This window comes from Xanthomonas euvesicatoria pv. euvesicatoria (genome assembly GCF_020880415.1).
In the GTDB taxonomy this organism is placed as follows: Bacteria; Pseudomonadota; Gammaproteobacteria; order Xanthomonadales; family Xanthomonadaceae; genus Xanthomonas; species Xanthomonas euvesicatoria.
The window spans coordinates 109,470-132,789 of sequence record NZ_JAJIUJ010000119.1 but is presented as its reverse complement, the minus strand read 5'-3'; the positions used below and the strand labels follow the sequence as shown (position 1 = coordinate 132,789).

At 65.3% G+C, this 23,320-nt stretch carries 19 protein-coding genes; 18 read left to right on the top strand and 1 reads right to left on the bottom strand.

The window, feature by feature from the left end:
• Window positions 1–58: 58 nt before the first annotated feature.
• Window positions 59–2,197 (bottom strand): TonB-dependent receptor family protein, encoded by a 2,139-nt coding sequence (locus LN450_RS21180; protein ID WP_011345850.1) that lies wholly within the window; start codon window positions 2,195–2,197, stop codon window positions 59–61.
• Window positions 2,198–2,353: 156 nt separating this feature from the next.
• On the opposite strand from LN450_RS21180, the gene LN450_RS21175 reads away from it, so the two are divergent.
• The 18 genes from LN450_RS21175 (at window position 2,354) to LN450_RS21090 (ending at window position 23,148) form a co-directional block, all read left to right on the top strand.
• Window positions 2,354–3,556 carry an amino acid aminotransferase gene (locus tag LN450_RS21175; RefSeq protein WP_011345849.1) on the top strand — a complete coding sequence of 401 codons (1,203 nt, stop codon included), beginning with the start codon at window positions 2,354–2,356 and terminating at the stop codon, window positions 3,554–3,556.
• A 214-nt stretch (window positions 3,557–3,770) separates the two neighbouring features.
• Window positions 3,771–4,517, top strand: a complete 747-nt coding sequence (locus tag LN450_RS21170) for a hypothetical protein (RefSeq protein ID WP_126952886.1) — start codon at window positions 3,771–3,773, stop codon at window positions 4,515–4,517.
• A 4-nt stretch (window positions 4,518–4,521) separates the two neighbouring features.
• Window positions 4,522–5,508, top strand: coding sequence for an SEL1-like repeat protein (locus tag LN450_RS21165; RefSeq protein WP_005921229.1), 987 nt, complete (start codon window positions 4,522–4,524; stop codon window positions 5,506–5,508).
• Window positions 5,505–5,741: a hypothetical protein gene (locus LN450_RS21160; RefSeq protein WP_005921230.1), complete on the top strand. Its 237-nt coding sequence runs from the start codon at window positions 5,505–5,507 to the stop codon at window positions 5,739–5,741. Before LN450_RS21165 ends, LN450_RS21160 begins: the two co-directional genes overlap by 4 nt.
• A 340-nt stretch (window positions 5,742–6,081) precedes the next feature.
• Window positions 6,082–7,092: a class 1 fructose-bisphosphatase gene (locus LN450_RS21155; RefSeq protein ID WP_039417260.1), complete on the top strand. Its 1,011-nt coding sequence runs from the start codon at window positions 6,082–6,084 to the stop codon at window positions 7,090–7,092.
• A gap of 322 nt (window positions 7,093–7,414) precedes the next feature.
• Window positions 7,415–7,882: a hypothetical protein gene (locus tag LN450_RS21150; RefSeq protein ID WP_031420529.1), complete on the top strand. Its 468-nt coding sequence runs from the start codon at window positions 7,415–7,417 to the stop codon at window positions 7,880–7,882.
• Between the two features lie 80 nt (window positions 7,883–7,962).
• On the top strand, window positions 7,963–8,349 hold the full coding sequence (locus LN450_RS21145) for a hypothetical protein (RefSeq protein ID WP_011345845.1): 387 nt from the start codon (window positions 7,963–7,965) through the stop codon (window positions 8,347–8,349).
• Window positions 8,350–8,496: 147 nt separating this feature from the next.
• Window positions 8,497–8,721 (top strand): DUF2164 domain-containing protein, encoded by a 225-nt coding sequence (locus LN450_RS21140; protein WP_011345844.1) that lies wholly within the window; start codon window positions 8,497–8,499, stop codon window positions 8,719–8,721.
• Between the two features lie 65 nt (window positions 8,722–8,786).
• Window positions 8,787–9,176, top strand: coding sequence for a hypothetical protein (locus LN450_RS21135; protein WP_011345843.1), 390 nt, complete (start codon window positions 8,787–8,789; stop codon window positions 9,174–9,176).
• Window positions 9,177–9,547: 371 nt separating this feature from the next.
• Window positions 9,548–11,176, top strand: a complete 1,629-nt coding sequence (locus LN450_RS21130) for a TldD/PmbA family protein (RefSeq protein ID WP_011345842.1) — start codon at window positions 9,548–9,550, stop codon at window positions 11,174–11,176.
• A 718-nt stretch (window positions 11,177–11,894) separates the two neighbouring features.
• Window positions 11,895–13,529 (top strand): TldD/PmbA family protein, encoded by a 1,635-nt coding sequence (locus LN450_RS21125; protein WP_011345841.1) that lies wholly within the window; start codon window positions 11,895–11,897, stop codon window positions 13,527–13,529.
• A 14-nt stretch (window positions 13,530–13,543) separates the two neighbouring features.
• Window positions 13,544–14,878: a TldD/PmbA family protein gene (locus LN450_RS21120; protein WP_008573991.1), complete on the top strand. Its 1,335-nt coding sequence runs from the start codon at window positions 13,544–13,546 to the stop codon at window positions 14,876–14,878.
• Window positions 14,875–15,693, top strand: a complete 819-nt coding sequence (locus tag LN450_RS21115) for a DUF4159 domain-containing protein (RefSeq protein ID WP_011345840.1) — start codon at window positions 14,875–14,877, stop codon at window positions 15,691–15,693. Before LN450_RS21120 ends, LN450_RS21115 begins: the two co-directional genes overlap by 4 nt.
• Before the next feature lie 112 nt (window positions 15,694–15,805).
• The gene (locus LN450_RS21110) at window positions 15,806–16,798 is read left to right on the top strand and encodes an AAA family ATPase (RefSeq protein WP_011345839.1); all 993 of its coding nucleotides are present in this window, start codon (window positions 15,806–15,808) and stop codon (window positions 16,796–16,798) included.
• Between the two features lie 13 nt (window positions 16,799–16,811).
• Window positions 16,812–17,711 (top strand): DUF58 domain-containing protein, encoded by a 900-nt coding sequence (locus LN450_RS21105; protein WP_011345838.1) that lies wholly within the window; start codon window positions 16,812–16,814, stop codon window positions 17,709–17,711.
• Window positions 17,712–17,754: 43 nt separating this feature from the next.
• The gene (locus LN450_RS21100) at window positions 17,755–18,954 is read left to right on the top strand and encodes a BatA domain-containing protein (protein WP_011345837.1); all 1,200 of its coding nucleotides are present in this window, start codon (window positions 17,755–17,757) and stop codon (window positions 18,952–18,954) included.
• A complete protein-coding gene (locus LN450_RS21095) occupies window positions 18,951–21,209 on the top strand; it encodes a hypothetical protein (RefSeq protein WP_039417262.1) in 2,259 nt (752 codons plus the stop codon). The genes LN450_RS21100 and LN450_RS21095 overlap by 4 nt, the downstream gene beginning before the upstream one ends.
• A 157-nt stretch (window positions 21,210–21,366) precedes the next feature.
• Window positions 21,367–23,148, top strand: coding sequence for a hypothetical protein (locus LN450_RS21090; protein ID WP_011345835.1), 1,782 nt, complete (start codon window positions 21,367–21,369; stop codon window positions 23,146–23,148).
• The last annotated feature ends 172 nt before the right edge of the window (window positions 23,149–23,320 follow it).

Here is a 23,320-nt window from a genome sequence, read left to right as displayed (position 1 = left end):
CCGGGGGCGCTCCTACGAGGCCACGGTGCGTGGTGGTGTGCGGTGCGTGGAATGTTTCTCAGCCGCCAAAATCCCACTGCAATCCCACCGTGTAGGTGCGGTCCGGGCCGGGCTCGTAGTAGCGGCCGTTGCCATCGTTGACGATGACCGAGCCCACGTACTGCCGGTCCAGCACATTGTCGATGCGTGCGAAGGCGCGCAATGCGCCCTGCGTGGTGGTCCAGCGCCGGGAGGCTTCCAGGTTCACCAAGGCGTAGCCGGGTGCACGTTCGGTGGCCAGGTCGTTGACCACGGTGGCGCCGGAGGCCACCGATTCGGCAGCCAACTGCCATTGCGCCGGCTGCCATTGCCAGCGCGCAAACAGTTGCTGGCGCGGCACGCCCGGCAGGCGCGAACCACTGGCCACCAGTGCGGTGGGCGTGGCGCAGCCGCTGCTGGCACAGGTGAGGTAGCCGTCGCGCACGGTGGCATCGACGAAGGTATAGGCCAGCTGCAGCTGCTGGGCGGCACCGATCGGCTGTTGCCAGCTGAGCTCCGCGCCCTGGCGCCGGGTGGCGCCGATGTTGCGATAGGTGCTGCGCCCGTTGGTATTGCTGGCCACCGCCAGCTCGTCGTCGGTATCGGCGTGGAAGACCGCAAATTCCAGCGCCGCGCCGCTTTGCGCGCGCCACTTGCTGCCCACTTCGTAGTTGCGGCTGGTGGCCGCGCCCAGGTCCAGCGCCAGGCCGGCGCCGCCATCGCTGCGGTACCCCAGTTCGTTGAAGGTGGGCGTTTCGAAACCGCGCCCGACCGACGCGTAAAACCGCAGATCCTCGTCGGCGCGGAACACGATGCCGGCCACCGGCGTGGTCGCCGAATAAGCGCGCTTGCCGCTGTCGTCGGGATTGCGGCCCACGATGTAGTGGTCGTCCGATTCGAAGCGCACGTCGCTATGGCGCACGCCCAGCAGCGCCGACCAGCGCTCGCTCCACTGCCACCACAGCTGCGCGAACTGGTCCACGTTCTGGACCTCATCGCGCTGGTTGCGGCGCAATGCGCCCTTGATGCCGAGTGTGTCGCCGACGAAATTCTCGTAACCGGTGCGGTGCTGGCGCTGGCGGTCGACATTGGTGCCAACGGTCAGCTGCAGCGGCCGGCCCAGCGCTTCGCTCTGCCAGGCCCAGCGCGCATCGGCCCCTTCGTAATTGCTATCCAGATCGATCACCCCGCCCGAATGCAGCGGATTGCGCTGCACCGCCACCGGAATGGCCAGGAACTGCTCCACGCTGCGCTGGCCGCCATAGGCCATCAGGCGCAGCGTCTGGTTATCCAATTGCTGGGTGAAAATGGCGCCTGCCTGCGACTGGCGCACCGACTTGCGGGTATCGAACTGGGTGGCCACCGACGTGGCCTGTGCCGGGTCGGCAGTGAACTGGGCGCGGGTCAGACCGAGCGGGTCCTGGGCATCGGGTGCGTCCAGATAGTTGAGCACCAGGTCCAGCCGGCGGCCCTCGGCCAGATCGAAGCCGAGCTTGGCGTTGACCGAGTCGCGCCTGGCGCGGCTATGCGCACGGAAGCCATCGGTGTCGAAACGATTGGCCGCCACGTTGTAGTGCACCGCGCCCTGCTGGCCGAGCAATTGCGCACCGACGTTGACGGTGGCGTTGCTGCCATAGGTGGCGCGCAGACGCCACGGGTCGTCCGGCTGGCCATCGGCGCTCCACAGCTGCAGCACGCCGCCGGAAGAGTTGCCGTACAGCGCCGAAAACGGCCCGCGCAGCACTTCCACCCGTTGCGCGCCCAGCACGTTGAAGTGCGACAGCTGGCCCTGGCCGTCGGGCATGCTGGCCGGGATGCCGTCCACCAACAGCCGCACGCCGCGCACGCCGAAGGTGGAGCGCGCGCCGAAGCCGCGGATCGACAGCTGGGTGTCCTGCGCGTAGTTCTGGCGGTCGCGCGCCACCAGGCCGGGGATGCCGTCCAGCAGCTCGGACACCTGCGCGCCACGGCGGTTGTCGTCATCGGCCGCCACCACGGTGAACGAGGCCGGCAGGTCGAAGTCGTCCACCCCGCGCACGCGCGCTGCGTCCACCTGCACGGCGGGCAGGCGCTGGATCGGCGTGGAGGCGGGCGGCGCCGGATCGGCGGCCAGGACGGGCGATGTGGCGCCCGTGGCGAACAGGCCGCAGGCGGCGGCCAACAAGGTGAGTCTGGACATGCAGGTAGTGTCCCTCATCCGTACTGGCAGTGCATTGTTGCGTACGGAACGAAGCATGCTACGCCGGCCATGGGCTGCTACGATGAAGTGGTTTGGCCCAGCAGCGGTCAACGATCCGGAAGTACCCCACTCTTTCGTCCTTCAGCGAGTCATGCCGTGTCCTTCTTTGCAAACGTGGAACAGGTTCCAGGCGACCCCATCCTGGGCCTGACCGAGGCCTACAACGCCGACAGCCGCCCCAACAAGGTCAACCTGGGCGTGGGCATCTATTACGACGAAAACGGGCGCATCCCGCTGTTGCGCGCCGTGCACAAGATCGAGCAGCAGCTCGCGCAGGACGCCAAACCGCGGGGTTACCTGCCCATCGACGGCCTGGCCGCGTACGACAAGGCTACCCAGGAGCTGCTGTTTGGCGCCGACTCTGCGCTGGTGACCTGCGGCCGCGTGGCGACCTCGCAAACCGTCGGCGGCAGCGGCGCATTGCGCGTGGGCGCGGACCTGCTCAAGAAGCTGCTGCCCACCGCCACCATCGCCATCAGCAACCCCAGCTGGGAAAACCATCGCGCGGTATTCGGCGCGGCCGGCTTCGAGGTTGTCGATTACACCTACTTCGATGCCGCCATCCATGGCCTGAACTTCGACGGCATGCTCGCCGACCTGGCCAAGCTCGAACCGGGCACCGTGGTGCTGCTGCACGCCTGCTGCCACAACCCCACCGGCGCCGACCTGAGCAAGGAACAGTGGAAGCAGGTGGCCGGCCTGTTGAAGGAACGCAACCTGTTCCCGTTCGTCGACATCGCCTACCAGGGCTTCGACAAGGGCATCGAGGCCGATGCCTATGCGGTGCGCCTGCTGGCTGCCGAAGGCATCGACAGCTACGTGGTCGCCAGTTCCTATTCCAAGTCGTTCTCGCTGTATGGCGAGCGCGTGGGCGCGCTGTCGGTGGTCTCGGCCACCGCCGCCGAAGCCAAGGCGGTGCAGTCGCAGGTCAAGCGCATCATCCGCACGATCTACTCCAGCCCGTCCACGCACGGCGCCGCCCTGGTGGCCGGCGTGCTGACCAGCCCGGAGCTGCGCGATCTGTGGGAGCAGGAACTGACCGACATGCGCGAGCGCATCCATTCCCTGCGCGCCGGGCTGGTGGAAAAACTCGCCACGCTGGGTGCGCCGGAGTTCGACTTCATCCAGCGCCAGGCCGGCATGTTCTCGTACTCGGGCCTGACCAAGACCCAGGTGGACCGCCTGCGCGACGAGTTCGCGATCTACGCCGTCGGCACCGGCCGCATCTGCGTGGCAGCACTGAGCCAGCGTAACCTGGACTACGTGGCCCAGGCCGTGGCCACTGTCAGCCGGGTCTGAGCGTTGAAATCCATCAGGTGTTCTTAATTCTTCGTTATTTTAGCTATGATATTAATTTTCTTGCATTTTTGATGTAGCCATGAAACCGTGATTGGACACCCAACGTAAGGATACGAAAATGCGGCCCTCCCTCTCATTACTCCTCCCCTGTCTCTTTATCGCACCCACTGCGATGGCAGTTACAAAGACCTGCGATGGTTGTACAGAAGCAGAAATGAGCTCCATGGTCTCGCATATACTAATTTTTGAAAGCGGGGCATATAGAAATGCGCGCCAACCTGCGTATGTAGCAAATCCTCAATCAAGGTCTGTCATGAAGGGGATTTATAGCTGGAATTATGAGGCAGATGGCGAGACCATTGTTCAACATGTCAGCATGAGCAATGTAGAGTCCCAGATTTTTGGCTTTGTTAATACTTTAGCCGATGCATATGGCGAAAGGATGCTAACTAGTAACGCCGTAGGTCTAGCTGACTTCAATCGCCCGACTTCCATCTACGACGTCATAGATAACCCGTCGCGCGAGCAACAAGTAGTCAGTGCGATCGAAAATTCAAAGGCCGATTTTTTCCAAAGGGCAGCGGAAGCTGCGAAAATAGTAAATCCCTTTCCTGGCTTTAATCCAGGCGGCGTGAATTTGACGATAAAGTTTATTTTTGACGATAAAAGTACTGCAACTTATACTTTTGATAGCCAAACGAAGTCCTGGGTCCGCGTGAAAGACAGCCAACGCGACTCCAGTGGCAATATAGTGCCAATAACTAAATCTGACTTTTCGGGAGGCGAAGGCGGCACACGCACTTACGATTTCAGCAATAGCCAGGCAGATATAGATAAATTCTATGCCTGGGCTAATCGAAGTGGCATTAAATTCAACCAACCTACGGGATCTGGAACGAGAACAGGCATAACATGCGTAAGCACAAAAGATGGCGTCATCTGCCATATAGTTGCTTATTAATTGCATGAAACTTTCAAGAAAGTCAGCAGGGATCTGGTGGTCCCTGCTGTTTTTATTTCTCGCTATTGTCGCTCTCATTATTTTCCTCTTTCGCGACTTAGAAATTTTTCCTGCTGAACAACAATCGAGACAGCCCTCTAATCAGGTCATTGACGTACATTCCGAGCTGAAATCGGATAGCGCATTTGCCGGCGCTGCTCCGGCCAGCAATGTTCCCGCCAGGATGTCGCTGAGCGACCTGGAGATGCGCTCCAGACGAGGGGATGCCGCAGCGGCATGCCATGTGGCAGCCATCTATGAGCAGTGCCTGCTACTGCTACGACAGTATGACGACGTATTGGCGATGATTGAGACAAAGAATCTGGGCGCCGCCGGCTATTTCGAGGCGCTGCGCCCGCGAGCGGAGTATTGCGCCGGCATTTCGATAAACGCCAGGGACGCCATCGATAAATGGAAGGACGCAGCGAAAAAGGGCAACCTCAACGCCATGAGAGGCTACGTCAGCGGGTCTGCTTTCCTGGGAATTTCGGACGCCGCAAAGTATCGGACGGCTTTTCACGCCTATTCCCAATTGGCAGAGGGTTTTGCATGGAAGCTGGCAGACCAGGGCGATGTCAACGCAATGCTCGCCCTGGCACACGCTTATGAAAGCGGCCCCACGCCAGCCGGGCCGCTGCTATCGCAAGTCGTCAACAAGGATCCGACCAAGGCTTTGGCAATCTTCTACTATCTTGACGATGTCCCGTCCCGGACGCCAACGCGTTCGATTGCGGAAAACCGTGTCAGAGAGCTTGCATTGACATCCATCAAGGCGATGGAATCCAGCTTGAGTGCAGCATCGATTCGCGCTTCCGCACTCATTGCAGGTGATCTGCGGCGGCGCTGGACCAAGCCATTGACGTATGAAAAACTTTTCATGTCCACGCTTGAGGATGGCAGCTTGCGTTCCGCCCAGGCCGAGGACTGCGACGACCAGGAGAACCGACCGTGAGGAACAATCATAGCCTGTGTATCATTGCGGTGCTGTTTTCCCTCGCCTCGCTGTGGGCGACGCAATTCAGACAACTCAATACTTATTATTTTGTCCCTATTTTACTCTCAATCGCTTCCATTGGCTTGATAAGCCTGCAAGAGAAAGGCCGGCTCCGACACGTTGAAATGGTCGCGGCAGTCACGATCCTGGTCATCGCCATTCTTGTCGGCGCGCAGAAATATTCTCCGTGAGTGCAAGTGATTTTCTTGATGATGAACCAGCGCATCGATGCTACAGCGGTGGCATCGTCAGCCGGTGCTGAAGCGACGCGTCCTGGGGCGCGTTGGCTCTCTGTCCATTCGCAGTCTCAAGCGGAGGATCGTGGGGCGCTTGTATCCTCATCGCAGCCCTCTCCAGCAAGCGTGAGCGCGGTTATCGGTCACCGCTGGTGTACAGCGAACGCCGGCCACATAAGGTTCAAGGGGTGCACTCCTGAAGTCGCTGCAGAGCAGAACGCGCACCCGATGATCGAAATCTAACGCCGCAATGGCGACAATGGCGGCCCACTTCCTACACAGGCTGCCCGTTCCCATGTCGCGTCCCTCGCTGACCCGCTTCCTGATCGAAGAGCAACACGCCGGCCGTATCGATGCGGAATTGCGCCAGCTGATCACCATCGTCTCGCGCGCCTGCAAGCGCATCTCCATCGCCGTGAGCAAGGGCACCCTGGGCGGCGTGCTCGGCGATGCCGGCACCGGCAACGTGCAGGGCGAAGCACAGAAAAAGCTCGATGTGCTCAGCAACGACATCCTGCTCGAAGCCAACGCCTGGGGCGGCCATCTGGCCGCGTGCGCGTCCGAAGAAATGGACCACAGCCAGCCGGTGCCCGACCAATACCCCAGCGGCGATTTCCTGCTGTTGTTCGATCCCTTGGACGGCAGCTCCAATATCGACGTCAATGTCTCGGTGGGCACGATCTTCTCGGTATTGCGCGCGCCCAAGGGCACCGAAAAGCCGGGCGACGAGCACTTCCTGCAGCCGGGCACCCAACAGGTCGCCGCCGGCTACTGCATCTACGGCCCCAGCACCATGCTGGTGCTCACGCTGGGCCACGGCACCCACGCCTTCACCCTGGAGCGCGAAGAAGGCAGCTTCCTGCTGACCCAGGCCAACATGCGCGTGCCCGAAGACACCGCCGAATACGCCATCAACATGTCCAACCAACGCCACTGGGAACCGGCGATGCAGGCCTACGTGGGCGACCTGCTGGCCGGCAAGGACGGCGCGCGCGGCAAGGACTTCAACATGCGCTGGATCGCCAGCATGGTCGCCGACGTGCACCGCATCCTCACCCGCGGCGGCATCTTCATCTACCCGTGGGACAAAAAAGACCCGAGCAAGCCGGGCAAGCTGCGCCTGATGTACGAAGCCAACCCGATGAGCATGCTGGTGGAACAGGCCGGCGGCGCGGCAACCACCGGGCGCGAACGCATTCTCGACATCCAGCCGACACAGCTGCACCAGCGCGTACCGGTGTTCCTGGGCTCGAAGAACGAAGTGGCCGAAGCGACGCGATATCACCTGGATGCCGATAAGGCGTAAGGCAGCGGGTGCAGCTTGCAAGGCACGCAAACTGGATTCCACAAGACACCCGCCTAGTGCGGGTGTCTTGGTTCATGGCGCCCGCTGATTGCAGCGCTCATTAGACGATGGCAAACGAGGGCCGCCGGCGCGACATGTCTTCATGGGTCGTCATTTGACTCCACGTGTGGCAGCAGTGAGTATCGCCCTCGGGCCGGAGCCGGAGTGGGACGGTCTACGCGAAGTCGATTCCAATCGCACTGCCTTGCACCAGTCGGCCGACTGACCGCAAGGATCACGTCTGGATCAGGGAGTTCTCATGAAGACCGCACGCGTTGCACTGGTGGCTGCCGTCCTGTTGCAGGCCACCCCCGCCTTCTCCGCATCAACCACGCCATCACCACTGGTCGGAACCTGGCTGCTGGACACCAGCAGCCTGCCGATGCCGGAAGCTGTACGCCCCAAACGTGTCGTCCTGCAGTTCAAGCAGGTTCCGGGTAACAAATGGGCAACCACTGCCGACATCGTTGAACACGACGACACGAAGTTGCAGGCGCAATCCACGCTACTGCTGGACGGCACACCGGGCCAGGCGTCGGGCACCTACCTGGTGGACCGTGCCGCGGTCAAAATGCCCGAGCCCGGAGTGTTGGTGATGCAGTTGATGTATCAAGGCGTCCCGGCCTCCACCCGCACCTATACGGTCAGTGCCGACGGCAAGGTCATGACCGAAATCGAAGCGTATTTCAAGGACGGCAACCCGATGATGCGCACGGCCTATTTCAAGCGCGCGGCAAGCCAGTCCAAGTAAGCACAATCGAGCCGACGCCGCATCGCGGCGCGGCTCGATTTACTTGAGGAGCAACGGCAATTTGAAGGCAGGGAGCCTGTATGCGACATCTTTTGCCGATCGATATTCCAGCTACATTACGGCGCAGCACGTCGGTCGAGCAGTTTCTCGGAAAAAGCCCAGTCGATGCAGCATACGTTCGCCATGTCGAGCTACGGCCGGCAAGCGATTGCATCGAGGTATGGATGTATGACGTCGAGGACGTTGGCAGCGAAGACTCTTCGGATCTGCATGACTTCGCATATTTCGAGCCAGACGGGCCTTGTGCCCCTGCCGCCATCTTTGCGGACGCTGCCGCTGCCGTGACGTATGCCAGCACATTCCTGGCGGCGGACCCTACTCGCTGGACCAAGATCGGGATTGCCGAGTCCGAATACCTTGACTACATTCGGGCAGGGCGGCCTTCCCGCTGGCCGGTTGCCATCTGACCCTTCATCTCGATGCCGACCAGCAAGTGATTGGGTTCAACCGCCAGCAATCGCCCCAAGCTGCCGGTGTCGCGACGCAAATCGCCCCGATACCGCGGTTGAGCCAGCCAGAGCATCCATGATCGAGATCAAATTCAGCGAAGGCGAGTGGGCGGCATCACGCGTAAGATCCAGCTGTATTTCACCGAGGAACTGAAGCAGCAGATAGGACGCTTCGATGCGGAGTTTCTGCTGGATTTCTTCACCGAAGAGGTGGGAGCCTATTTCTACAATCGGGGTATCTGCGATGCGCAGGCCATCGTTGCCAAGAAGCTGGACGACTTGGGCGAATCGATATTCCAGCTGGAACGACCCACCGATTTCATAAGGTAGGACCCTCTCCGGTTCACGCGCATGCGCTAGCGTTTCCTCTTGAACGACAGGTAGGGAAGACTGCAATGACTTTAGCGAGTGCCCGCTTCCTGCTCGTGATCGCCGGCGTGGTGCTGCCGTATGCGGCACGCCTGCCATTCGGACTGGGGTGGTTGCGCCAGTACACGGATGTCGGCCTCGGTGGTTGGCTGTTGTTGGGTGGATTCAATGCGATCGCCTGGGGTGCGCTGCTGTGCATCAGCTTTTTGTACCGGCGGCCGATTGCATTGTTGGTGCCGTGCCTGCTTGGCTTTGGTGTGCTCGCCTGGGCGCATGCAACCCTCGATTTACGCGCCGATGCACAGTCGGCATTGGCGCTGATCTTCATTCCGATTTACGCGTTGCTGCCGATCACATTGGGCGGCGTACTCGGCTATGTACTGGACCGAAAGCTCCGCCGTAGCGGGACGCCCTGAGACTGCGCTGAAGTGCCGGCTTCAACATCCCGTCCGACACTGTCCGGTAGTGCGCCTGCGCCCAGATGCAGTGCAGTGCAGTGCAGTGATTCGAGGGTGTCGTCGAATTTCCCTGCGTACGATAGACAGCGCACGCCCCGCTGGAGCGCTGGTACATCCGCAGCCGAGTCAAGGTTGCGTCGTCGCGGCCCACCGCCATGCGCACGATTCACGCTTGCTCGCGTTCGCTTATGCGGGCCACGTTCGGTTTGCATTGCAGGGAACTGTTTGGATCGAACACCGCTAGCACTTGACCAAATCGGTGTACGCGGTAACGCTCGGATGCCGGTGTGCGCCTCTCGCGCTGCACGCATCGATTGGAGAGACCGCACGTGGACCGTCGTACCTTCCTCACCCTGTCCGGCATCGGCGCCGCCGGGCTGCTACTCCCCAACACGCGGCTAATCGCCGCCGAGCAGCTGCTTGCCCCAGTGGATGCAGCACGCAACCGGCGCCTTTCAGATGCCGCACTCACCACCGCCAAGGCTGCCGGTGCCAGCTATTGCGACGTGCGCGTGGGGCGTTATCTGCGCCAGTTCGTGATCACCCGCGAGGCGCAGGTGGAAAACGTGGTCAATGCCGAATCCATCGGGGTGGGCGTGCGCGTGCTGGCCGATGGCGCCTGGGGGTTTGCGGCCACCAACACATTGACCAGCGATGGCGTGGCCACCGCCACGCGGCAGGCGTTGGCCATTGCCAAGGCGAATGCGCGCTTGGGCGGCACGCCGGTGCAGCTGGCGCCGGTGACGCCGGCCGGACAGGTCAGCTGGAAGACGCCGATCAGGAAGAACGCCATGGAAGTGCCGCTGCAGGACAAGGTGGCGCTGCTGATGGACGTCAATGCAGCTGCGCTCAATGCCGGGGCCACCTTCGTGGCCTCGCGCATGTTTGCGATCAATGAGCAAAAGTATTTCGCCAGCAGCGATGGCTCCTACATCGATCAGGACGTGCACCGGTTGTGGCTGCCCTTCACCGTCACTGCAGTGGACAAGGCCAGCGGCAAGTTCCGCACCCGCGATGGGCTGTCCTCGCCCATGGGCATGGGCTACGAATATCTGGATGGCGATGCCGGCCAGAAGCACCAGCTGCCAGGCGGGCTGATCGGTTACGGGCACAGCTACGATGCGCGCGAAGATGCGATCGCCGCGGCCAGGCAGGCGCGCGCCAAACTCACCGCGCCGTCGGTGAAGGCAGGCAAGTACGATCTGGTGATCGACCCGAGCAATCTGTTCCTCACCATCCATGAGTCGGTCGGGCACCCGCTGGAGCTCGATCGCGTGCTGGGTTACGAGGCCAACTACGCCGGCACCAGTTTCGCCACCCTGGACAAGCGCGATGCAGGTTACCGCTGGGGCAGCGATGCGGTGACCTTCGTCGCCGACAAGACCCAGCCGGGCAGCCTGGGTGCGGTGGGGTACGACGATGAGGGCGTCAAGACCAAACAATGGGAGCTGGTGAAGGACGGCATCCTGGTCGACTACCAATGCACGCGCGATCAGGCGCACCTGCTCGGCAAGACTGCGTCCGATGGCTGTAGCTACGCCGATTCGTGGTCGAACGTGCAATTCCAGCGCATGCCCAATGTGTCGTTGGCGCCAGGCAGGACGCCGTTGGCGGTTGCCGACATGATCAGGAACGTGGAGCACGGCTTGTACATCCATGGGCGCGGTTCGTATTCGATCGACCAGCAGCGCTACAACGCGCAGTTCGGCGGGCAGCTGTTCTACGAGATCGAAAACGGCCAGGTCACCCGCTTGGTGGAAGACGGCGCCTACCAGATCCGCACGCCGGAATTCTGGAATGCCTGTAGCGCCGTGTGCGACCAGCGCGACTTCCGCCTGGGTGGCTCGTTCTTCGATGGCAAGGGCCAGCCGAGCCAGGTCTCGGCGGTGTCGCATGGCGCGTCCACCGCGCGCTTCGATGGCATCAACGTGATCAATACCGCGCGTTCGTTGGGTTGAGGGTTGGTGGATCGACTGCGTGGTGATTGAGTTGTCTGCGTTGGCTCAGCACATTTAGGCACTGAGATTGTGTTTGTTGCGGTCGCTTAACTATCTTCAAGCTTGGTCAGTCGAGCGCGCGGTGCCCTCACCGCTCGCGGGACACGCCGTGAACCCGTCCATGGGGGCTCGATGGCGGCATCCATGCCGCCAACGGTCCCGCAATCGGCGAGGACACCGCACCAGAAAGTCCGCTGGTTGCTTGTTGAAAAACAGAGAGCACCGCGCGAGACCATTGCTGTTTGCTTGCTGAAAACTTTGCACACCGACCAACTTGACTGGTCCTTGCCTGCTCACCGTCGCGGGACCCTTGGCGGCATGGATGCCGCCACGGAGCTTACAGGGACGTACTTGCAGCGTGTCCTGCGATGGTGGGCGGGCAAGGACCCTGCAGTGAGCGCGCAGAGCATGCGCTCTGCACCTGATTTAAGGAATGGATCTGCGCATCCAACGTACAGCGATAGTCATCGCACACCGCCAGCCGCGCTCGCCATCCACTCGATGCACGCCGGTTGTGCCACGCCATCGGCCTGCGCACAACGTTTGCACACGCACCCCTGCCGAAAGTCATTTGACGCAGCATTCATCGCCCGGCAAGAATCGGCCGATACCGCGCGCAGAGCCATGTGCGTGTCACCACACCACCTGCGCGCCGCGCGGGACTATTGGGGAGTTGCCCGTGCAGCGACGTGATTTCCTGGCCCTCACCGGGCTGACCATGGGCGGGCTGATCGTGCCTGCCTACTTCGGCAAGGCCATTGCCGCCGAGCAGTTGCTCACGCCCTTCGATGTGGGCCGCAAGAAGCGTCTGGCCGATGCCGGCTTGAACGCGGCGCGCCAGGCCGGAGCGAGCTATTGCGATGTGCGCATCGGCCGCTACCTGCGCCAGTTCGTGATCACCCGCGAAGACAAGGTGCAGAACGTGGTCAACACCGAGTCCATCGGCGCCGGCATCCGCGTCATCGTGGGCGGCGCGTGGGGCTTTGCCGCCACCAACGAGCTCACCGAGCAGGGCGTGGCCAAGGCCGCCGCGCAGGCGGCGGCAATCGCCAAGGCCAATGCCAAGGTGCAGGGCACGCCGGTGCAACTGGCGCCGACGCCGGGCGTGGGCGAGGTGAGCTGGAAGACGCCGATCAAGAAAAACGCCATGGAAGTGCCGATCAAGGACAAGGTGGACCTGCTGCTCGGCGTCAATGCCGCCGCCACTGCGGCCGGGGCCAATTTCGTCAACTCGATGCTGTTCGTGGTCAACGAGCAGAAGTATTTCGCCAGCACCGACGGCTCCTACATCGACCAGGACGTGCACCGCATCTGGGCGCCGATGAGCGTGACGGCCATCGACAAGGCCAGCGGCAAGTTCCGCACCCGCGATGGGTTGTCCGCGCCGATGGGGCTGGGCTATGAATATCTCGATGGCGCCGCCTCCGGCAAGTTCGTCTCGCCCAACGGCGTGGTCAATTACGGCCTGTCCTACGACATGAAGGAAGATGCGATTGCGGCGGCCAAGCAGGCGCAGGAAAAGCTCAAGGCGCCGTCGGTCAAGCCGGGCAAGTACGACCTGGTGCTGGATCCCTCGCACACCTGGCTCACCATCCACGAGTCGATCGGTCACCCGCTGGAGCTGGACCGCGTGCTCGGCTACGAAGCCAACTACGCCGGCACCAGCTTCGCCACGCTGGACAAGCTCAAGGCCGGTTTCCAGTACGGCAGCGACAAGGTGCATATCCTCGCCGACAAGACCCAACCCGGTAGCCTCGGTGCGGTGGGCTACGACGATGAAGGCGTCAAGACCAAGCAGTGGGACCTGATCCGCGACGGCAAGCTGGTGGACTACCAGGCCATCCGCGATCAGGCGCATATCCTGGGCAAGACCGCCTCCGATGGCTGCTGCTATGCAGATTCGTGGTCGAGCGTGCAGTTCCAGCGCATGGCCAATGTGTCGCTGGCCGCCGGCAAGACGCCGCTGAGCGTGAGCGATCTGATCAAGAACGTGGAAAACGGCATCTACATCATCGGCGATGGCTCGTTCTCCATCGACCAGCAGCGTTACAACGCGCAGTTCGGTGGCCAGCTGTTCTACGAAATCAAGAACGGCGCCATCACCCGCATGCTCGAAGACGTGGCCTACCAGATCCGCACCCCAGAGTTCTGGAATGCCTGCAGCGCCGTGGCCGACCAGCGCGACTACCGCCTGGGCGGCTCGTTCTTCGACGGCAAGGGCCAGCCGAGCCAGGTCTCGGCGGTCTCGCACGGTTCGTCCACCGCCCGCTTCGATGGCATCAATGTCATCAGCACCGCCCGCTCGCTCGGCTGACAGGAGAAACCCACATGAGCATCCTTACCGAAGCGCAGGCCAAGGCCATCCTGGACAAGGTCATCAAGCTGTCCAAGGCCGACGAGTGCACCGCCACGCTCACCGGCTCGATCGACGGCAATATCCGTTTTGCGCTCAACAACGTGTCCACCAGCGGCATTGTCGACAACACCGACCTGCAGGTGCAGGTGGCGTTCGGCAAGCGCGTGGGCGTTGCCACCATCAACGCGTTCGACGACGCCTCGCTGGAGCGCGTGGTGCGCCGTGCCGAAGACCTCGCACGGCTGGCGCCGGAAAACCCGGAATTCATGCCGGCGGTCGACAAGCAGACCTACAGGCCCAGCCCAACCTTCAGCGAATCCACGGCAGCGGTCGATCCGGCGTTCCGCGCGCAGGTGGCGGCCGACTCGATCGCCCCATGCAAGGGCAAGGGGCTGATCGCCGCAGGCTTCCTCGAAGACGGCCAGAGCTTTACCGCATTCGCCAACAGCAAGGGCAACTTCGGCTATCAGCGCGGTGCGCGCTTCGACTACACCTGCACCGTGCGCACCGAAGATGGTCGCGGCTCGGGCTGGGTGGGCCGCAATTTGAAGGATGCTGCCGACTTCAAGGCCGAGCAGGACATCCGCATCGCGATGCGCAAGGCCAGCGATTCGGCCGAAGCCAAGGCGTTGGAGCCGGGCAAATACACGGTGATCCTGGAGCCGGCGGCGGCCGCAGGCCTGATCTCGTTCATGATGAATTTCTTCGATGCGCGCATGGCCGATGAGGGGCGCAGCTTCCTGTCCAAGAAAGGTGGCGGCAACAAGCTCGGCGAACAGGTCTACGACCCGCGCGTGAACATCACCGCCGACCCGTGGGACCCGCGTGCGGCAGTGATGCCGTGGGACGAGGAAGGCCTGCCGCGCGAGAAGATGTCCATCGTGGAAAACGGCAAGATCGCCAACCTGCAGTATTCCCGCTTCTGGGCGCAGAAAAACGGCAAGCGTGCGGTCGGCGAGCCGGGCAACCTGCTGATGGCCGGCGGCGACAAGAACATCGCCGAGCTGGTGCGTGGTACCGAGAAGGGCATCCTGGTCACGCGCACCTGGTACATCCGCATGGTCGACCCGCAGACCGTGCTGCTGACCGGGCTCACCCGCGACGGCACGTTCTACATCGAGAACGGCCAGATCAAATACCCGGTGAAGAATTTCCGCTTCAACGAATCGCCGGTGATCATGCTCAATAACATCGATGAGTTGGGCAAGCCGGTGCGCGTGGCTGGCGATGAATCCAACTTCGTGATGATGATTCCGCCGATGCGGCTGCGGGACTTTACGTTTACTTCGTTGTCGGATGCGGTGTGAGTAGGAGCCGGGAATCGGGAGTCGGGATTCGAGAATGGGAGAGCACAGCAGGCTCTCTGCATCCTGATACTTTTCCTGCACCTTCCGTTTCCGGTCTACGTCACTTGGCGGCGCCTGCGACGCGCCGCCACTTTCTCGGCCTGTTGCTCGGTAGCGTCGCTGCGTTGGCGCTGCCGCAGCGCGTGCGGGCGGCCGGCAATTACGATTTCTGGTTCACCCGGTTGCGCTACGACTCCGGCGATTGGGATGTGGACGCGCGCATGCCGTCCAATCTGATTACCTCGCTGATCGACTACACCCAGCTGCGGGTGGACCCGCAGGAACATGTGCTGGATCTGGCCGACCCGCGCATGTTGCAGGCGCCGTTCTGCTATCTGTCCGGTCACAAGCTGGTGGAGTTCAACCCGGCCGAGCGGCGCAACTTCGAGCGCTATGTGCGTAACGGCGGCTTCGTGTTCGTGGACGATTGCAACCACGATATCGACGGTTTGTTCGCCACCTCCTTCGAAGCGCAGATGACCTCGATCTTCGGCAAGACGGCGTTGCAGAAACTGCCCAAGAACCATCGACTCTACAGCGCCTTCTTCACCTTCCCCGACGGCCCGCCGGCCACCGGTTTCGAACTCAATGGCTGGGGCGACGACCTGGTGCACGACTATCTCAAAGGCATCAGCATCGATGGCCGGCTCGGGGTGCTCTACAGCAACAAGGATTACGGTTGCGAATGGGATTACGACTGGCGCAACAAGCGTTTTCTGGCCGAAGACAACACCAAGTTCGGCGTCAACATCGTGATGTATGCATTGACCAATTGATCGCCGCAGGGTGCTCGCCATGTCGAACCAGGCTTGCGCAATCAAGAATCACCGCTGAGGCCTCGCGCGCAAGCGCGCCGCGCATCAGCAACCATCCAACGAGAATTCGCGCATGACCTCCCCCAACGACGACATCCTCACCGCGCAGCTCGCCCAGCTGGGCACGTTGCGCGCCGCCCTGGCCCGGGCCGTGGTGGGCCAGGACGCGGTGGTGGAGCAATTGCTGATCGGCCTGCTCGCCGGCGGCCATTGCCTGCTGGAAGGCGCGCCGGGCCTGGGCAAGACGCTGCTGGTGCGCTCGCTCGGGCAGGCGCTGGAACTGCAGTTTCGCCGCGTGCAATTCACCCCCGACCTGATGCCCAGCGACATCCTGGGCACCGAGTTGCTGGAAGAAGACCACGGCACCGGACATCGGCATTTTCGCTTTCAGCAAGGGCCGATCTTTACCAATCTGCTGCTGGCCGACGAACTCAATCGCACCCCGCCCAAGACCCAGGCCGCATTGCTGGAAGCGATGAGCGAACGCACGGTCAGTTATGCCGGCACCACCTATGCGCTGCCGGCGCCGTTCTTCGTGCTGGCCACGCAAAACCCGATCGAACAGGCCGGCACCTACCCGTTGCCCGAAGCGCAGCTGGATCGCTTCCTGCTGCATGTGCGGGTGGATTATCCCAGCGAGCAGGAAGAGCGCGACATCCTTACCCAGACCACCGGCAGCACGAGCGCGCAGGTGCCCAAGGTGATGGACGCGGCCAGCGTGCAGGCGCTGCAACAGCATGTACGGCAGGTGCATGTGGGCGCGGAGTTGCTGACCTGGATCAACCGTCTGGTGCGTGCCAGCCGTCCTGGCCCGCAGGCCAGCGACGAGGTGCGCCAGTGGATCAAGTGGGGCGCCGGCCCGCGCGCCGGGCAGTCGTTGGTGCTGGCGTCCAAGGCGCGCGCACTGCTGCATGGCCGCTTTGCAGCCACCCGCGAAGACGTGGTGGCGCTTGCGGCGCCGGTGATGCGCCACCGCCTGTTGCTCTCGTTCGCGGCCGAGGCCGAACAACGCACAGCCGACGACGTGGTCGCCGCATTGCTGCGCGCCGTGCCATTCCCTACCTGAGGCGTCGCGCGGCGTGAGTGTGGACGTGCCGGCATTAATTCCCAGCGACGTACGCAGCCGCCTGCGTGGCCTGCAGCTGCGCGCGCGTCATGCACAGGGTGCGCACGGCATCGGCCAACATGCCAGCCGTAGCCGCGGCGCTGGACTGGAATTTGCGCAATACCGCGCCTACGAACCGGGCGATGCGCTGCGCCAGATCGACTGGAAACTCTACGCGCGCTCGGACCGCTTCTTCGTGCGCGAAGCCGAGCGCGAAAGCCCGCTCACGCTGTGGTTATTGCTCGACGCCACTGCGTCTGCCGGCCAGGCCGATCACGCGCGCCCCGGCAGCACGCGGCTTCAAACAATGGCGATGCTGGCGGCCTGCGCTGCAGAGATCGCGCTGCAGCAGGGCGATCAGGTCGGCCTGTTTGCGGTACACGGCGGCGGGCTGGTGGCAGTGCCGGCCGGTGGCGGTCCGCGGCAGCGCGACCGGCTATGGCTGGCCCTGCATGGACTGCGCGCCGGTGGGCGTTGGCCGGGCATGGCCGCCGTGCGCCCGTTGTGGGAACGCATCGCCACGCATGCGCTGGTGCTGTCGATCGGCGATGGCTTCGACGAAGACCTCAACGCTGCACTGGAAAAACTCGCCGCCGCACGCCGCCAGGTCATGCAACTGCAGGTGCTGACCTGCGACGAACGCGATTTCAGTTTCAGCGGCGGGCACCGGTTTCGCGACCCGGAAACCGGCGAACAATTGCTGGGCGATGGCGCGGCGATGCGCGCCGATTATCTGCAACGCTTCGGCGCGGCACAGCGCGCGCAGCAGGCGCGCTGGCAGGCCGCCGGCATCACGCACGCAGTGCAGTATCTGGACGCAGCACCCGACGCGGTATTGCGCCGGTTGTTTGGATCCGAAGGTGCGCAGCGATGAGTTGGCCGTTCGGCCGCGACCACGCCGCCAGGCGGGTGCCGCGATGAACCTGCTGTTGCTTTTCCCTACGGGACTGGCCGCGTTGGCCGCGTTGCTGCTGCCGCTGCTGATCCATCTGGCCCGGCGCAGCGAACACCGGCCGACCGACTTCGCCGCGTTGCGCTGGTTGCGTGCGCTGCCGCGCCCACGCCACCGCGTGCGTCTGGACGAATGGCCGCTGCTGCTGGCGCGCTTGTTGCTGCTGGTTGCGGTGGCGCTGCTGCTGGCCGAACCGGCCGTGCGCGATCACGACGATGCACGCCCACGCATTGCGCTCAGCCCGGGAGTCGATGTGGCCGCCGCACGCCAGCTGCGCCACGCCGCGAACGCGCAATGGGTATGGCTGGCGCCGGGTTTCCCGCCGGTCGATGCAGATGCGGATGCCGATACCCACAAGACACTCGCTAGGCCTGCAGGCGCGACGCAACCGGTCTCCAGCCTGTTGCGCGAGCTCGATGCCAGCCTGCCGGCGGATGCGGCGCTCAGCGTGATCGTGCCGGCCCAGTGGGGCCCGCTGGATGCGCAACGGCTGCAGCTGTCGCATCAGGTGCGGTGGCAGGTCGTGCCCGGCCAGTCGCCGCTTGCGGCGCCCGCCGCTGCCGCGCCGCTGCGCCTGCAGGCGATTGCCGACGACAGCGCCGCGCCGGCCCTGCGCTATCTGCGCGGCGTGCATGCCGCCTGGGCGCTGCCGGGCAGCTTGCCGATAAGCACGCCGGCCAACGCACAGCCTTCGCGCTGGGGTCCCGGCACCGTGGTGGCGTGGCTGTCGCGCAGTGCCCCGCCGGCGCCGGTGATGGCCTGGGTCGCAGCCGGTGGGCAGCTGCTGGTGGATGCGCAGACACCCGTCCCGCCCAACCTCGCCGCGCTGCTGCAGCCCGTGCAACAGACCGCCTCTGGCGCGCCATGGCTCGATGCCGCAGCGTTCGGCCGCGGACGCATGCTGCGCTGGGCCGCACCATTGCAACCGCAGCAACTGCCGGCACTGCTGGATGCCGGCTTCCCCACCCGTTTGCACGACGCTCTGCAACCAGCACCCACACCGCAGCGCGCACTGGCGCAGACCCAGCACCCGCAGCGCGGTGCCGCCGCCCGCCTGACGACCACCCCGCGACCGCTGGCGCCGTGGCTGATCGGCCTGGTGCTGCTGCTGTTTGCGCTCGAACGCTGGCTGGCCACCGCGCTGCGCCGGGCCACTCCCGCATGAGCACGCCGGCACTGCAGCGGGCGTGGCAGGCGGCACGGCGGCGACAGGCCGCAGGCGTGCTGTTGTTCGGGCTGCCGTGGGCAGCGCTGCCGGCGGCGCTGGCGTGGCGCGCCGGTGCGCAGGTCGCCGTCGTGGTGCTGCTGCTTCTGGGCCTGCTGGCACTGGGCGGCGCGGCGCTGCTGGCCGCGCGGCGTCTCGACCAGGCCTGGCTGATCCGCCGGCTGGACCGCGATGCAGATCTGGAGGACAGCAGCGATTTGCTGTTCGCGCCGATCGCTCAACTCGGTCCGCTGCAGACCCTGCAACGGCAACGGCTGGAGCAGCGCCTGCGCAGCACCCCGCGCGATCTGCGCCCGGCCTGGCCGTGGCGCCGCGCCTGGCCCTGGAGCGTGCTGGGTGTGCTCGCCTGCGGTGCGCTGCTGCTGTGGCCGCAACCGGCCACCCAACGCACCCCGCCAACCGACCGCGTTGCCGCCGCGCGTGCCAGCAGTGGCGCCCCCACGCTGCGGCAGGCGCAGCTACGCAGCAGCCCGCCGGCCTACACCGGTCTGCCGGCCGCGCGCCTGCCCGGCCTGGATGCGAAGGTGCCGGCCGGCACCCGGCTGGACTGGCAACTGCAGGTCAGCCCGGCGCCGCGCAGCGTGGCCCTGCGGCTTACCGACGGCCGCACCGTCGCGCTGGCGCGAGAAGGCAGCAGCGAGACGTGGCAAGGCCATTGGGTCGCCGAGCGCGCCACCCTGTACCGCATCCTCATCGACGGCGCGCCGGCCGACCGCCAGCTGCATCGGCTGGACGTGCTGCCCGACCGCCCACCGCAGGTGCGTGTGCTCGCCCCCGAACAGAGCCTGGTGCTGTGGTCCCCGGCCAACCGCAGCTGGACGCTACGTTTCGAAGCCAGCGACGACTACGCCGTGGCCGCCAGCGCCGAGCTGCGCCTCACCCTGGCCCAGGGCAGCGGCGAGAACATCACCTTCAGCACCCAGCGCCGCACGCTAACCGGCAGCGGCCCGGCCCGGCAACGCGGCTTCGCCACCACTGTGCAGCCACAGGCACTGGGCATGGCCGCGGGCGACGACCTGATTGCCCAGCTCATCGTCCACGACACCCGCCAGCCCGGCCCGCAGGAAGGCCGCAGCGCCAGTGTGATCCTGCGCTGGCCGCCGCCCGAACAGACCATGGCCGCCGGCCTGGAAGCCAGCGTCAAGCAGACCTTGCCCGCCTACTTCCGCAGCCAGCGCCAGATCATCATCGACGCGCAGGCACTGCTGAAGGAGAAACCGCGCCTGGACGCGGCCAGCTTCCTCAAGCGCTCCGATGCCATCGGGGTGGACCAGCGCCTGCTGCGGCTGCGCTATGGCCAATTCCTCGGCGAAGAGAGCGAAGGCGCGCCGCAAGGTCCGCCGACTGCCGACGCGCCACCCACCAGCGACGCCCCCGCCGACGATTTACCCACCGCCGACATGCCCACCGCCGATGCGCCAAGCGCGCCGGCCGCTGCTTCGGACACGCACGCCGCGCATGACCACGACGCCCACGCCAGCGAGCCCGGCGCCGCCGCACTGGACGACCACGACCACGACCATGGCGGCAGCGACGGCCGGCCCGAGCGCAGCAGCTTCGGCCAGGCAGAGAACGTGCTGGCCGAATTCGGCCATACCCACGACCACGCCGAAGCCGCCACCCTGCTCGACCCGCAAACCCGCGCCCTGCTGCGCGCGGCGCTGGACCAGATGTGGCAATCCGAAGGCGAGCTGCGCCAGGGCCACCCCGAGCGCGCGCTGCCGTACGCCAACAAGGCGCTGGGCTTCATCAAACAGGTGCAGCAGGCCGAACGCATCTACCTGGCGCGCGTGGGTACGCAGTTGCCGCCGATCGACCCCAGCCGGCGGCTGAGCGGCGATCGCGCCGGCCTGGGCGACCGTGCCGCCGGGTTGGACACCCGCCCGGCCCCGGACCCGTCCGCGCTGCAGCTGTGGGATGCGCTGGGCGAGGCAGCCCCGGTGCCCGACGCCACCCTGGCCCGCTACGCGCAGTGGCTGCAGACCCAGCACGACCGCCTGCACGACCCGCTGGGCCTGGCCGCCGCCGTGGAAACCCTGCGCGCCGAACCCGATTGCGCCCGCTGCCGCACCCAGCTGCGCCTCCAGGTCTGGCGCACCCTGCTCGCCCCGTCGGCAGCACCGCATCGCCGCGCCGCGCCCGACGCTCGGGGCCAGCGCTACCTGGATGCGCTGCGGCAGGAGATGCAGCCGTGAGTCCCGCCCTGATCCGCCTGCTCCCGGTGCACCGCTCGATCGGACCGAGGTGGTCTTTAGACCTGGCAGCAGGCGGTCCGCCGTCGTGGGCGCGGACCGCATCGCCAAGGCTGTACGGCGGGCGCTTTCAGGATGCATTGCGCCCGGAGCACCAACCATGACGCCCTCCTTGCCCTGGTTGGTCGGTGCGGCATTGCTGCTGATCGCCGTCATCGGCTGCGTGCGCCTGCTGCGGGCGCACCACCGGCAGCCGTATGCGCGCACCCGGCTCTGGCTGCTGTTCGCCGCCCAACCGTTGCTCGCGGCACTGCTCTATCCGGTGCTGCTGCCCCCGCCGCGCGCCGGTACCGGTGGGGAACTGCATGTCGCCACCGCCGGCACCGCCGCCGGGCAGATCTCCACCGGCGACCTCGCGCGCTGGGTCGCCCTGCCCGAGGCGCCCGCATTACCCGGCGTGATGCGCGTGCCGGACCTGGCCACCGCACTGCGGCGCGCACCCGGCACCACGGCGCTGGTGGTGCATGGCAGCGGCCTGCCCGCGCGCGACCGTGAGGGCCTGAACATTCCGCTGCGGCTGAAGCTCAGCCCCGCCCCACGCGGCGTGGTCGCGGTCTCGCCCCCACCGCCACTCGCCCCGGGCGACACCATTGCGGTGTCTGCGCAGGTGCAGGGCCTTCCCGACGCGCGCGTGGAACTGCTCGATCCGGCCGGGCAGGTGGTGGACAGCGCCGTGGCCGACCGCGCCGGCCGCGTGCGCCTGCGCGGCCTGGCGCGCGCGCCGGGCCAGGTGCTGTTCGCCGTGCGTGCACGCGATGCCGCCGATGCAGAACGCAGCCGCGTGGAGGTACCGGTGCTGATCGCTGCGATGCCGCCGATGCGCGTACTGCTCCTGGCCGGCGCGCCGCAGCCGGAGCTGAAATACCTGCGCCGCTGGGCCAGCGATGCCGGGCTGGACGTGCGTAGCCAGATCGCGGTCGGCGCTGGCGTGCAACTCGGCGAGGGCGCTGCGCTGGATGCGGCCAGCCTGGACCGGCTGGACCTGCTGATCGTCGACCCGCGCCGCCTGGTCGCACTGGGTGCTGCGCAGCGCCAGACCTTACGCGCCGCGATCCAGCGCGGCCTGGGTGTCTTGGTGCGCACCGACGGGCCGCTGGACGCCGGCACCCGCGCTGCGCTGGCCGCGCTCGGCCTCGGCGTCAGCGGCGGCAGCACCAGCAGCCCGGTGCCGGCACCGCAGCGACTCTCACCGCCGGCCGCACCTGCCGATCCTGCCGGCGGCCCCGGCGACGCCCCGACGCTGGCGCCGCTGCAACGTCGCGACCTGCAACCGCAAGCCACCGACGCCCTGGTCGCCGCCCGCGCCGACGATGGCAGCGCCCTGGGCTGGTGGCGCGCCCAGGGCCGCGGGCGCATCGGCATCGGCCTGGTGGAAGACAGCTTCGCGCTGGTGCTGGCCGGCCGCAGCGATCTGCACGCCGCGCTCTGGGCGCAGTTGTCCGGCGCCGTCGCCCGCCCAGGCGGCGCGCTACCCACCCCGGTGCAGGAAGGCTGGTCGCAACACCGCATGCCGCTGTGCGACCTGCACGCCGACGCCTTGGTGACCGACCCTGACCGGGCTCGCCACCCATTACTGCCGGAGCGCAATGGCGATGGGCCGCGTTGCGCCGGCTACTGGCCAACAACCCCCGGCTGGCATCGCCTGGAGAGCGGCAACACCCAACGCTGGCTCCATGTCCGCGCGCCCAATGAAGCGCCGGCCCTGTACGCACAGCAAAGCCGCCTCGCCACCATCGCCCTGGCGGCCGGCGCTGCCTCCGCACCCATTGCACACCCTGCTACCCAACCCGGCGCGCGCTGGCCGTGGCTGCTGGTCTGGCTCGGCGCGGCCGCCGCGTTGTGGTGGTTTGAGCGAAAGCGACCTTCGCAACGGGTGCCGTAACAAGCGCTTGAACGACCTAGGAAAGGCGGCGTTGCAGATCGACGTTGCCAAGGGCGGAATGGCCCGCTGCACAGAGTCGCGTGTGGTCTTGAATCCCGCGGTGCGATTCGCAGCAGACGGCTCACCGGTGCGTCATTTGCGCCTCGCGACGCAGCACGCGTTGGATTCCACA

Excerpts from the sequence above, each read along its gene's own strand:
- LN450_RS21165 (WP_005921229.1), top strand. The coding sequence starts at position 4,522 with ATGAAACTTTCAAGAAAGTCAGCAGGGATCTGGTGGTCCCTGCTGTTT.
- LN450_RS21090 (WP_011345835.1), top strand. The coding sequence starts at position 21,367 with ATGACGCCCTCCTTGCCCTGGTTGGTCGGTGCGGCATTGCTGCTGATC.
- LN450_RS21135 (WP_011345843.1), top strand. The coding sequence starts at position 8,787 with ATGACTTTAGCGAGTGCCCGCTTCCTGCTCGTGATCGCCGGCGTGGTG.
- LN450_RS21170 (WP_126952886.1), top strand. The coding sequence starts at position 3,771 with ATGAGCTCCATGGTCTCGCATATACTAATTTTTGAAAGCGGGGCATAT.
- LN450_RS21180 (WP_011345850.1), bottom strand. The coding sequence starts at position 2,197 with ATGTCCAGACTCACCTTGTTGGCCGCCGCCTGCGGCCTGTTCGCCACG.
- LN450_RS21110 (WP_011345839.1), top strand. The coding sequence starts at position 15,806 with ATGACCTCCCCCAACGACGACATCCTCACCGCGCAGCTCGCCCAGCTG.
- LN450_RS21145 (WP_011345845.1), top strand. The coding sequence starts at position 7,963 with ATGCGACATCTTTTGCCGATCGATATTCCAGCTACATTACGGCGCAGC.
- LN450_RS21095 (WP_039417262.1), top strand. The coding sequence starts at position 18,951 with ATGAGCACGCCGGCACTGCAGCGGGCGTGGCAGGCGGCACGGCGGCGA.
- LN450_RS21120 (WP_008573991.1), top strand. The coding sequence starts at position 13,544 with ATGAGCATCCTTACCGAAGCGCAGGCCAAGGCCATCCTGGACAAGGTC.
- LN450_RS21155 (WP_039417260.1), top strand. The coding sequence starts at position 6,082 with ATGTCGCGTCCCTCGCTGACCCGCTTCCTGATCGAAGAGCAACACGCC.
- LN450_RS21100 (WP_011345837.1), top strand. The coding sequence starts at position 17,755 with ATGAACCTGCTGTTGCTTTTCCCTACGGGACTGGCCGCGTTGGCCGCG.